Genomic DNA, 8174 nt, shown 5'->3' on the forward strand with positions numbered 1-8174 from the left:
TAATTAAAACAATTTCTTATGAGTATTTCTAACAAAGGCGGGGCATTAACCGCAGTGTATTGGATAGTAGTGATAGTGCTTTCCATTTTCGCAGCCGTAATCTCGTGGAACTGGGTCGATCCGGATGGTCTGTTCAGTTTCATCGGGTTTTTACTGGTTTGTGGCATTTTATGTACCATTGCAAACTTCATTGCGATGGGGCTTGTATCATTGATTGAAAGGATGCGGTAGTTGTTACCTGTTTTCAATCATTGACAATACCAGGGGGGCCAATGGCGATTTGTTAGGCCGGTGGTACCCAAAAGCCAGACTGGGGATTGACCCCAGCTGGCTTCTACCAGGGGGGACCTGCCGGCTCATTATTTTCCGGTGGTTGAAGGGAGTGGTGCTTACGATTGCTGATGTATAAAAGAATGTTGCACCGAAATTTCGTGAATGCTTGTTTTAGGCGTTTGCTGGCTATAATCTTCAGGATAAATCGTGCCGTGCTGCAAGGCTGAATTCACTGGCTTACTGAGTACATAAAATTTTGTAGTGTTAATAATTTTTATTAAATTAATGTATAGTGATGTATCTATAAAATACACGTAATGAATAATCACAATAGCAGTAATCCTGGTGACCACACCATCCATTTAAGAGTCTCTTCGAGGCTGTTTGAAGAGATAAAATCATTGGCCGTCAGAGAACAGCGTTCCGTGAGCGGAATGGTAAAATACATTGTAATAACGTTTTTAAATAATAATCACAACTGATATGAGTAACCATTACTACATATTGCCTGATGGTAATACCGCCTGCAATATGAAAGAAGCTAAACTAAGCCTCGGTATCGGAAGCGATGCATTCCGGTCGCTTGTTCGAAAGGGAATAATCTTAAAAGTAATAAACAATCAAAAGCTTCAAAGCGATGATCCTGGAACATTTACTGAAAAAGACAATGTTTAAAAGGTACGTTAAGTCCCGTGTAATACCAGAGCATATGTTGTCAGGTCAAATTACTAACATTAATTGGAAGCAAGATAATTATTTGAAGAATAATGTAAAATTATCCAGATCACTAAGCCCTTACTGCGCTGATAATATATATGCGCGGACTGAAAAATCGAAAATCGCATCCAGGGTACTTTCCTATTTATGTAAAAATAATTATTCATGCGACGATGTATTTTACGAGTTGTATTCAAAGATCAACGTAAAATCCAGACAGAAGGCTAATGAGTTTATACGAAAATATAAGAAGGAAGTCTTACTCAGACAACAGTACATTTGGACGTTAAATGAAATCTATGACCAACGCCAATCGCTAAGCAAGTTATTTAACCATTTAGAAGATATTGCGGAATATCCTGAATACTCCGAAAGTAAAAGTAATAGTCAATATGTGAAAAATGCTGTTGAATTTTTAAACGAAACCGAGAAATATAAAGATCACCAGCCGAATGGTAAATTCACCATTGCTGACTTGGCTATTGATATTAGAAATAATTATTTAAACGAATTGGACAAAAGTTTAAATAGTGAAGCTGTTTTGGCTTATTGGTTAACACAGAGATATGAGTTGCTGTCCAATACGGATCTGAAAAAAGTGGGTGACTTGCTATGTGAAGTTTATAAAATTGAATACAAGACAGATATTCAGAGATATAGAAGCAAAAAGAGGAAAGATTATGATCGGAATCGGTATATTCCCCAAAAGTCTTCATCGGCTGCTGAGAAGAAGGAGAAGGTCAGAAAATTGAAGACGAAAGGTTACACTCAGAAAAAAACAGCTGAATTACTCCGTATAAGCAGGAGTACTGTGGAACGATACTGGAAAGGATAGTTCACCACCAGTTTTTCGTAATTTTCGTTTTACATTCCTCCTTTTTTTTTATTGTGGTGCAAAAATGACGAAAAAATGAAGGTAAAAATAAGAATATGAAAGAGACAACAAATTTATTCGTAAAATGGAAGTGTGGACAGCTTGCATTCGCAAAAGTTTATCTTATAAGGGTTTACTATATTGATAGGGATGGTAATCCTGAAACCTTATTGAAGCTTGGGTTTACAAAACAGCCTCTTCAGAAACGAGTGATAAATTTTCTGGGAGAGATGAGAAGGGCAACCGGGTTTACAATAACCCAATACGAGGTCGTTTCGATTCTTTACAGTGACAAATATTCCAAAATAGAATATGCCTTACAATGCAAAACGAAACATTTTCAGTTCTATTCCGACTGTGGTTATCCTTTAAAGTTTCAAGGTTCAGGTGAAATGTTGCCGGATACTCCCGAAAATTGTGAGCTATTTACAAATGGTATTTCTTATCGCCGAGGTGAGCTGGTTATCCCTTATAATCCGAGAGAAGCTATCAAACAGAGTTATCCTGCTGACAATCTAGTTTGATATTACAGAGTCGCCAGAAGGTGAGATAATATAGAATCATCAGGTGTTAATGCAGGCACCTTCAGTTCTGGGGCTTTAGGTCATAAGTTCATTTCCGGATAATTGTGTGTGAATAGAATTCGCAGACAGTCACTAGTCCCCGTTTTCACATAAAATCCAGACGTGAAAAGGTATTGAATTTTGCACACTATTAAATGCAATATCAGTTATTATGCCTTTCCCGGCGACCCGGTCCAGTGTAATTTCCCGGATTTTTAACACACCCCGGACCAATTTCAGGGACATTTACGTCCTTTATCGCCGAAATTTCACACACCTATTTTTAAAACGATTATAGCTTCAATTTTGGAGATATATAATGCAATATCAGTTGAAAAGTTCCGATTACATGATAACATGAACAAAGGGGCAAAATGTACAGGTCTAATTTTTTGGTTATTAGGGTTTTGTGTGATTTTTGTTTCGATTTTTGTGTTTTAAGTATTATGTATTCAAAATTTTCACTATTTTCATAGTTGTTATTTCTACAATAATACCATGTGAACGATGCACAAAAGACAGGAAACTTGCACGCAAATTTAACGTATGCTTATTTATGGACAACCCTGCAAAATTATCCGAACTTCTTTCTTATAAAGAAAGATTAGAACACACCCTGAGAGGAACATCTTCAGGCACATTCACTCATGATTTTGAGAAAGGACTACTCTATTTCGACGAAATGGCTATGTCCCTGTTGGGAATTGATAAAACACATATTACTTTACAGGAGTGGGCGGAAGTTGTCCACCCGGATGACAGGGATAAAACAACTGACAAGCTGTTTAAGGCATTTAATAAACAGACAGAGCGAATTGATCTTGATTACCGCGTGAAAACTTCAAATCCCGAGGTTAGGCACATTCAGGTTAATGCTGTTGTGAAGTACAAAAACAAGAAGCCTGCGAAAAGCCATGGAATTATCATAGATATAACAGCGCAAAAGGAAAATGAAATTGAGCTATATGAGAAGAACCAGGAACTGGAGCAATTTGCACGTATCGTGAGTCATGATCTGCTTACACCTTTAAATTCAGTCATTGGGTTCGCAGACCTGTTAAAAGAAAAGTTTGCGAGCTTGCCACAGAGCCGGGAGTTTCAATACACTAATAAAATACTTGAGAGTTCGACACGGATGAAGACTCTTATTACCGAGCTTTTGGAATACAGCCATATTGATGGAATTAAGAAATTGGAGAGAATAGAATGCAATGAAATTGTAGAGGAAGTTGTTACTGATCTTGACTCAATTGTTAAAAAGACCGATTGTAAAATCAAATATGACAGCTTACCTGTAATTGAGGGGTGCAGGATTAATATTAGTCGCCTGTTTGAAAATTTAATTTCGAACTCGATAAAGTTTCGAAAACAAAATTCTACCCCTGAAATTGTAATAAAAGGACGCGAGTCAGCCAATTTCTTTGAGTTTTCAGTTGAAGATAATGGTACCGGAATTGGGGAAGATGATATTAATGAAATTTTCAAGGTTTTTAAACGAGCGGAAAACTCTGAAAAGGTTGCTGGGTATGGGATCGGCCTGGCTGCGTGTAAAAAAATTGTCAACGACCATGGTGGAGATATTTGGGTAATTTCAACCCAGGGAAAAGGAAGTACATTCTATTTTACCATCAAGAAGTAATTCTCACAATTTTCGTAAAAACTTCCATGTTCTTATCTGCCCGAAAAAGAATCTCATCTCTTCATGTTTTATTCTTTTCAGTTTTATGGATTTTTATAATGTCGATACTAATCGACAAAATTTATTTAACTTTGTCGAATCAAAACGACAAAAATGGAAGTATTATTCGAATTTCAGGAGAATATTTTACGCAATGTAAAAAATGATTTCAGACGGTATCTGCATGAACAGATAAACTGGAACCAACGAATGATTGCTATTAAAGGTCCCCGCGGAGCAGGGAAGACCACATTAATGCTACAGTATTTGAAATATGATCTGGGCGCACCTGAAACAGCATTGTATGTTACTGCAGATCATACCTGGTTTTATAGCCACACACTGCTGGACACGGCAAATGACTGGTATAAACAGGGAGGAAAAATTCTTATCGTTGATGAAGTCCACAAGTATAAAAATTGGTCGGTTGAGCTGAAAAATATCTACGATGGCTTGCCTGATCTGAAAATCATTTTTTCTGCCTCTTCGGCTTTGGATATTTACCGGGGCGAAGCAGATTTAAGCAGAAGGGTAGTAAGTTATATGCTGGCCGGTTTGTCATTTAGAGAGTATTTGCAATTTTCTTATAACATCATTTTCGATCCTGTTACGATTGACGATATTTATACCAATCACCGGAACCTTAGCAGAATAGTAAATGAAAAACTAAGACCATTGCCTGCATTCCGAAAATATACGGAAACGGGTTACCTTCCAATCTTTATTGAAGGAGAAGACACCTATGCGTTAAAACTGAATCAGATAATAAATACCATTGTAGATACTGACCTGGCCTACATTGCAGCATACAACCCGGGCACAGCCAATAAAGTAAAAAAGTTGCTGGGGGTAATTGCAGAATCAGTGCCCTTCAAACCGAATATAGCTGCCCTGTCGAGAAAACTGGATATAAGTCGCGATAGTATTTACCAGTACATTTATCAGCTAAAAGATGCCCGATTGTTAAATACATTGAGCTCCGAAGGAAAGGGTGTTTCCACACTTCAAAAACCTGACAAAGTATATCTGGAAAATACAAACCTGGCTTATGCTTTAAAGGGTAGCCCGGATATCGGAAGTATTCGTGAAACGTTTGTTTTTAACCAGCTGCTCAATGCCGGACTTGATGTTTATGCACCAAAAGCCGGTGATTTTGTGTTCGATGGCTACACCCTTGAAATTGGAGGAAAGAATAAAACCGCATCCCAGGTGAAGCATACAGATAATTACCTGGTAGTTGCAGATGATATTGAAACTGGTGCCGGAAATAAAGCTCCACTCTGGTTGTTTGGGTTTTTGTATTAGATGGATATTGATCTTCAAATATGCAGGACACCCTTGAATCTACAATCAGCATGGGGCAACCGGTAAATCAATACATGACTCTTCTGCAAGTATATTATTTCTTATTTGCAGGAAATCAATTTAGTGCAAATATATAACTGAAATTTCATACAATAGATGGGTTTCTATGAGCGATAAAGCCTTAATGGAGCATATTGGCGACTTTGTTAAGCACCATCGGGTAGAGAATCGATCAAAAATAAAAGGCAAAAGCAACCATCGCTGAAATCAGCGAGGTTGTTTCGCAATGGAAAAAAACTTGCAGACGATGTGGGTGAAGAGCTCAGGCTCCGTGATGAAATTAACACCACTTTGATACATTACAGCTAACCCATTACTTCAATTTTTTTTACCATTGAAGACGAAGCCTAAATCTTAATATCTCAACAGCCCGTTTTAGAGGTATTTTTATTTATTTTAGGCGGGCATTAAGTTTAAATTTTAGGTATGAAGGCAATCTCTTTGATTATGAAAACCTTGTTTATTGCTTTGATTGCATTAAATGTAGGTTGCAATTCAAAAACAAAACCACAACCAAGTGATGACAAGTTAACAAGTTATGTGAATCCGCTATTGGGAACTGCCACCCTTTGGGAACCTGAGGATCTGGGATATGAACGTAAAATAGAAGAACGCACATGGGGTGCTGAAGTGTTCCCCGGTTCATCAGTACCCAACGCTATGGTGCAACTAAGCCCGGTGACACAATTTCGGAGTGGAGCCGGTTATCAATACGAAGACAGTGTAATCTATGGATTTTCACACACCAGCAAGGGGCACTGGAATTTGCTGCATGTTCCCATGCTTCCCGTTACTGGAACGGTAACAGCAACCGATTATCGTTCATCTTATAGTCACGATAATGAAACAGCCCGGCCAGGGTATTATCAGGTATTTTTGAACAGATACAACATCAATGCGGAGTTAACCTCTACGCTTCGTTGTGCTTTTCATAAATATACCTTTCAAAGTGACGATGAAAAGGCATTGCTTGTGAACGTGAAACGCTCGAACCACAACGTAAGAGATTGGGACATTCAGAGGGTAGATGATTATGCATTTACAGGTATGCAGGATGGGGGTGGAAAAATTTACTACTATGCCACATCGAATTACCCGATTGACTCCATAGAATACGTGAAAGATGATGAACGAAATGAAGTGGCTGTTGTACACTTTGCCAACAGCAAGGGCAGCAAATCACTGGAGCTTAAAATTGGATTCTCTTTTGTTAGCGCAGAGAACGCCAGGATTAATTTAGAAAAGGAAATGCTTGAGAAGAGCTTTACCCAGGTACAAAGCGAAGCCGATTCCACCTGGGAGGAGTTGCTAAGCAAGATAACCGTTGAGGGTGGCACTGAACGGGAAAAGAGCTTGTTTTACTCATGCTTGTACCGCTCGTTTTTATGGCCTGCCTTGCGTAGCGATGTAAATTATGAATATACCGACGAACGTGGGCAGGTGGTAAACAATGGTTTTCATAAATATACCGACCCTTCCTTCTGGGATGATTATCGCAATAAACTGATTCTGATGGGTATGCTTTCACCGGACGTAACAATTGATGTTCTCAAATCTATCATCGACAAAGGTGAGAAAACAGGAGGCTATATGCCTACATTCTTTCACGGTGACCATGCATCTGTGTTTGTATCCGGTAGCTACCTGCGCGGAATAAAGGATTTTGATCTCAATCGTGCTTATGAGCTGTTGCTTCAAAATGCCTTTGTACCAGGCAGAGGTGGAAGACCTTACCTGGATGAATATATGGAAAGGGGCTGGATAGCAGAAAAGGATACTGTTAATGTGCCTACTTGGGACGAGTATAAGGGTGCTGTTACTAAAACAGTAGAGTATGCCTATGACGACTACGCTATAGCTTTGATTGCGAAAGAGCTTGGAGATGAAGAGAATTATGAGGTTTTAATGGAACGCTCAGATAATTATAAGAAAGTGTTTGATCCAGCTACAGGATTTTGGCGCGGCCGTATTGATGACGGCAGTTGGATTGAAGATTTCGATCCTTATTATCCCTATTATCAATATATGTATAGAGAAGCTAATGCCTGGAACGCCTTGTTCTTTGCTCCTCATGACCCGGAAGGGATGCTTGAGCTTTATCCGGATCACAAAGCTGTGGAGGATAAACTGGACTCCCTTTTCTCTGAGCCGTGGAGAGGTTATGAGGTTCACAATATGACAGGATTCATTGGTAACTACTGCCATGGTAATCAACCTGGGCATAGTATTCCATATACTTATTACTTTATTGACGAGCAGAAGAAATCCCAGATTATTCTTGACAGTATTATGAATCATTTTTATGATATGGGTGCAGAGAAACTTGCTTATGCCGGGATGGACGATGCCGGCGAAATGTCTGCATGGTATGTGTTCAATGCTATTGGGCTTTACACATATTCACCGGCTGATCCTGAATATATTGTTACCGTGCCGCTGTTTGATAAGGTGACCTTTGATTTACATGGCAAGCCCTTTACCATTACAAGAAAGGGTAGCGGTCAGAAGATTGCTGACATTGTATATGGTAACCAACCACTGAAAGGGTACTTCATCACACACGAACAGCTGCAAGAGGGAAAGGAACTCATTATAACTACGGAATAAGTAAGGTTTGCTGAAAAACAATATTAACAATTGATTGTCAATAAATTACATACAAAAAAGTCACACAATTTAGCTTCAAAGTGCAAACAAAATATTA

8 protein-coding genes are annotated in these 8174 nt (G+C 38.7%); all 8 read left to right on the forward strand.

Annotated features, from left to right (window positions below):
- The first annotated feature begins 18 nt into the window (after positions 1–18).
- The 8 genes from BUC07_RS20790 to BUC07_RS20130 all read left to right on the forward strand — a co-directional run bounded on the left by BUC07_RS20790 (position 19) and on the right by BUC07_RS20130 (position 8077).
- On the forward strand, positions 19–231 hold the full coding sequence (locus BUC07_RS20790; RefSeq protein ID WP_139279640.1) for a hypothetical protein: 213 nt from the start codon (positions 19–21) through the stop codon (positions 229–231).
- A gap of 359 nt (positions 232–590) precedes the next feature.
- Complete coding sequence (locus BUC07_RS21015) at positions 591–755, forward strand: hypothetical protein (RefSeq protein WP_175552585.1); 165 nt, start codon at positions 591–593, stop codon at positions 753–755.
- Position 756: 1 nt separating this feature from the next.
- Positions 757–948 carry a hypothetical protein gene (locus BUC07_RS20105; protein ID WP_073174093.1) on the forward strand — a complete coding sequence of 64 codons (192 nt, stop codon included), beginning with the start codon at positions 757–759 and terminating at the stop codon, positions 946–948.
- Complete coding sequence (locus tag BUC07_RS20110) at positions 941–1825, forward strand: hypothetical protein (protein WP_073174095.1); 885 nt, start codon at positions 941–943, stop codon at positions 1823–1825. Before BUC07_RS20105 ends, BUC07_RS20110 begins: the two co-directional genes overlap by 8 nt.
- Before the next feature lie 95 nt (positions 1826–1920).
- Positions 1921–2388, forward strand: coding sequence for a hypothetical protein (locus BUC07_RS20115; protein WP_073174097.1), 468 nt, complete (start codon positions 1921–1923; stop codon positions 2386–2388).
- 595 nt (positions 2389–2983) lie between these two features.
- A complete protein-coding gene (locus tag BUC07_RS20120) occupies positions 2984–4066 on the forward strand; it encodes a PAS domain-containing sensor histidine kinase (protein ID WP_073174099.1) in 1083 nt (360 codons plus the stop codon).
- A 153-nt stretch (positions 4067–4219) separates the two neighbouring features.
- Positions 4220–5410, forward strand: a complete 1191-nt coding sequence (locus BUC07_RS20125; protein WP_073174101.1) for an ATP-binding protein — start codon at positions 4220–4222, stop codon at positions 5408–5410.
- A gap of 486 nt (positions 5411–5896) precedes the next feature.
- The gene (locus BUC07_RS20130; RefSeq protein ID WP_073174104.1) at positions 5897–8077 is read left to right on the forward strand and encodes a GH92 family glycosyl hydrolase; all 2181 of its coding nucleotides are present in this window, start codon (positions 5897–5899) and stop codon (positions 8075–8077) included.
- Positions 8078–8174: the final 97 nt, after the last annotated feature.

Source organism: Tangfeifania diversioriginum, assembly GCF_900141875.1.
In the GTDB taxonomy this organism is placed as follows: domain Bacteria; phylum Bacteroidota; class Bacteroidia; order Bacteroidales; family Prolixibacteraceae; genus Tangfeifania; species Tangfeifania diversioriginum.

Bases quoted from the DNA above. Each gene is read 5' to 3' on its own strand.
- BUC07_RS20125 (WP_073174101.1), top strand. From the start codon at position 4,220: ATGGAAGTATTATTCGAATTTCAGGAGAATATTTTACGCAATGTAAAA.
- BUC07_RS20130 (WP_073174104.1), top strand. From the start codon at position 5,897: ATGAAGGCAATCTCTTTGATTATGAAAACCTTGTTTATTGCTTTGATT.
- BUC07_RS20110 (WP_073174095.1), top strand. From the start codon at position 941: ATGTTTAAAAGGTACGTTAAGTCCCGTGTAATACCAGAGCATATGTTG.
- BUC07_RS20105 (WP_073174093.1), top strand. From the start codon at position 757: ATGAGTAACCATTACTACATATTGCCTGATGGTAATACCGCCTGCAAT.
- BUC07_RS20120 (WP_073174099.1), top strand. From the start codon at position 2,984: ATGGACAACCCTGCAAAATTATCCGAACTTCTTTCTTATAAAGAAAGA.
- BUC07_RS20790 (WP_139279640.1), top strand. From the start codon at position 19: ATGAGTATTTCTAACAAAGGCGGGGCATTAACCGCAGTGTATTGGATA.
- BUC07_RS20115 (WP_073174097.1), top strand. From the start codon at position 1,921: ATGAAAGAGACAACAAATTTATTCGTAAAATGGAAGTGTGGACAGCTT.
- BUC07_RS21015 (WP_175552585.1), top strand. From the start codon at position 591: ATGAATAATCACAATAGCAGTAATCCTGGTGACCACACCATCCATTTA.